This is a genomic window from Acetobacterium sp. (assembly GCF_030652775.1).
Taxonomy (GTDB): domain Bacteria; phylum Bacillota; class Clostridia; order Eubacteriales; family Eubacteriaceae; genus Acetobacterium.
The window spans coordinates 1-2,395 of sequence record NZ_JAUSPS010000024.1 but is presented as its reverse complement, the minus strand read 5'-3'; the positions used below and the strand labels follow the sequence as shown (position 1 = coordinate 2,395).

General features: G+C 62.2%; 4 protein-coding genes. 3 read left to right on the top strand and 1 reads right to left on the bottom strand.

Translation table 11 applies throughout. From position 1 onward, the window contains the following. Nucleotides 1-358: hypothetical protein (locus Q7J41_RS04275; RefSeq protein WP_304885558.1), on the top strand; the 358-nt coding region annotated here is incomplete at its 5' end. A gap of 54 nt (nt 359-412) precedes the next feature. On the opposite strand, the gene Q7J41_RS04270 is transcribed toward Q7J41_RS04275, so the two are convergent. Further along, a complete protein-coding gene (locus Q7J41_RS04270; protein WP_304885556.1) occupies nt 413-856 on the bottom strand; it encodes a hypothetical protein in 444 nt (147 codons plus the stop codon). Nucleotides 857-1,600: 744 nt separating this feature from the next. Between Q7J41_RS04270 and Q7J41_RS04265 the strand changes: the two genes are divergently transcribed. Together Q7J41_RS04265 and Q7J41_RS04260 are read left to right on the top strand one after the other, a co-directional pair. Then, entirely contained in the window at nt 1,601-1,792 is a 192-nt protein-coding gene (locus tag Q7J41_RS04265) for a helix-turn-helix domain-containing protein (protein WP_304885554.1), read from the top strand. A gap of 391 nt (nt 1,793-2,183) precedes the next feature. Further along, the coding region (locus tag Q7J41_RS04260; RefSeq protein WP_304885552.1) for a hypothetical protein at nt 2,184-2,395 on the top strand (212 nt) is incomplete at its 3' end.

Here is a 2,395-nt window from a genome sequence, read left to right as displayed (position 1 = left end):
CGTGGCTCCCCGCTTTAATGACTCCCCTCGGCAGTTCTCAGGTCTCTGGCTCTACGAGTTCGAAGGCTCAACCTTTGTCGAAGACGCAACCGAGATTCCGGCGGAGCGACCAGCCTATGAAAAGACGGATTGGCTGGAATGGCCCGTTGACCAGCCGCGCCTCGAAGAACTTCTGGAAGATGGCCGGGAAGAAGCAGACTGCCATGTGGTGCAGCCGATTTTGGTGACCTTCGTCGGTCAGAGGACGAACTACCCTTTTGGCGGCGCGGGCCACATGGGCTTGTGGCGTTCAAAGGTGACGGTGCATCGAACGATTTCGGCTGAGCGGCTCGGCCCGTCCTTCTGCTATGACCGCTAACCACCCGTAGGCGATGGTCTGCTCCCGACCCGAAGCAGACCCGCGCCACTTGCTTCAACGGTATGGGTTCGTTTCTCGGGCTAAAGCGGCCAGAGGATGACAATCAGCTTTCACCCGCACGTCCAACTTGACGGTCTGCCACCGCTGCGCGGTGTAGGCTGGCCCCTGTCCCTCATCTTTGAACGCTCGAATGTCGCTGCCGATTAAGGACGGGTCGACACCCAAACTCACAGCGAAGTTACGGATCGCTGCAGTTCGAGTCTGTCCGAGCACCGCTGATTGGTCTTCGAGGCGGTCGCCGTAGGGAAAGTAGGCGACGGCCTCGACCTCGGCCATTGGATTACCAGCCACGGCACCGAGTAGCACCGCCACCTCGGTCCGGGCGTCTGCAGATAGCGCAGCGGAGCCTTCGGGAAAATGGACCGGGACTACGCTGACCGTTTCATAGTTCGCGGGGCAATGCGCCCAAGCTAGTGCGGCGGCAATGGCAACAAACACGTTTGGATTTTCCCTTCGAAGTCTCCGCCATCTATGCGTCGAGATAGGCCCGCGTTCTACCCTCAAGCCACAGTCCGGTCTCGACCCATTGCGGACGCACGATTGTCTTTGCGGGTGGCGACGCTAGTCTCCTCCCATGAGAATTTGGCTGATCATCTTGGCGAGCGTGTTGGCGTTGGGAGTCGGTTTGACCGGGTGGGCCAAGTTCGGACCGCTAGATGAGCGGACGGCCATTCTCGTTCGGCATCCCCACGGATCGATTGAGCAGGGAGGCAAACTGGGCGTTCACATTGGCGATACTTGGAGCGAGGCTGATCGCGTCATTAGACAACAGGCCAATGTCGGCAAACCCTTGCACAAAGTGGGCTGGTCAAATGAGCCAAACTCGTCCGTTCAATATCTTGATGATCCAGTCTTGGTAGGGGAAGCGCAGGCACTTTATCGCGACAGGAGTTGGCAGAATGGAATTGTCACCCTCCGCCTGAGGGATGGCGTCGTTGTCGGCATCCAATGGAGCTACGTCGGGCCGTTTTTCATCGACACATGACAACGTCCGCTTTCCCCCCCTAGCGGCCATTGCGAACGTCCGCAAAGGGCTCCTATCCGCCCCTAGCGCCGGGGTGACTGAAGCCTTCCGTCAGGGCCGCGAGCCTCGCGTCAGGTGCCGCGCGGTCCCCATGTCGTCCAGTTCTGTCCTAGCACCTGAACGGGACGATATCCGTCCGGTGGTGCCGGACCCGACCGATGACCGTTGAACCGATCAAACCCCTCGCCTTCACCATCCATGACGCGGTGGCCTATTCCGGCCTTTCGCGTTCGCGCCTCTACACGCTGATTCAGTCGGGGGAGCTTCCATCGCTCCAGGTCGGCGGCCGCCGGATGATCCTGCGGGACGACTTGGATGCGTTCTTCGCCCGGCTCGCCCAAGCGGCATGAGGCGAAAACAGAATAGGACGCCGCTGAGCGCCGTCAGGACACCGGGAGAGGTCCAGAGCCCCGCCGCCGCCGCCCTTGCGCCTCCAGCGCCACCGCAGAGGCCCGGCGCGGCGAGAATGCTGCGGCATGGTCTCCGGCCGTTCGCGCCTTGCCGTCGCTCGTATGGGGCCGCTCATGTCAGAGCGTCCCGGATCGTCTGCCGTTGAAACTGGCGAGAGAAGCCCACCGGCAGCCCGCCTCGCCAGCGGTCCAAGCATCTGAAATAGATGCAAATAGATCAGGCGCGGTGGTCAAGCTGGAGCGGCCCTCCCCTCTATATAGGGTTTTCGCGCATGATCGGGGTTTCGCTCCCCTGTCCGGCCGTGGCGGAGCAAGGAACCGGCCTGACCGGGTGACCACCGCGCTGAGCGAGAGAGACGCCGGCAAGCTCTTGGAGGCCACCGCGCGGGCACTCCAGATCGGCCTGCCGTTCAACCGCTTCAGCACCGTCCATTGGGATGCGGCTGGCGTGGCAGATGGCCTGAAGGCGACCGGGCGGCTGCTGAAGCTCATTGGCGATTGGCTGCGGTCGCGGGAGCGGCAGGCGGCGTTCGCGTGGGTTCG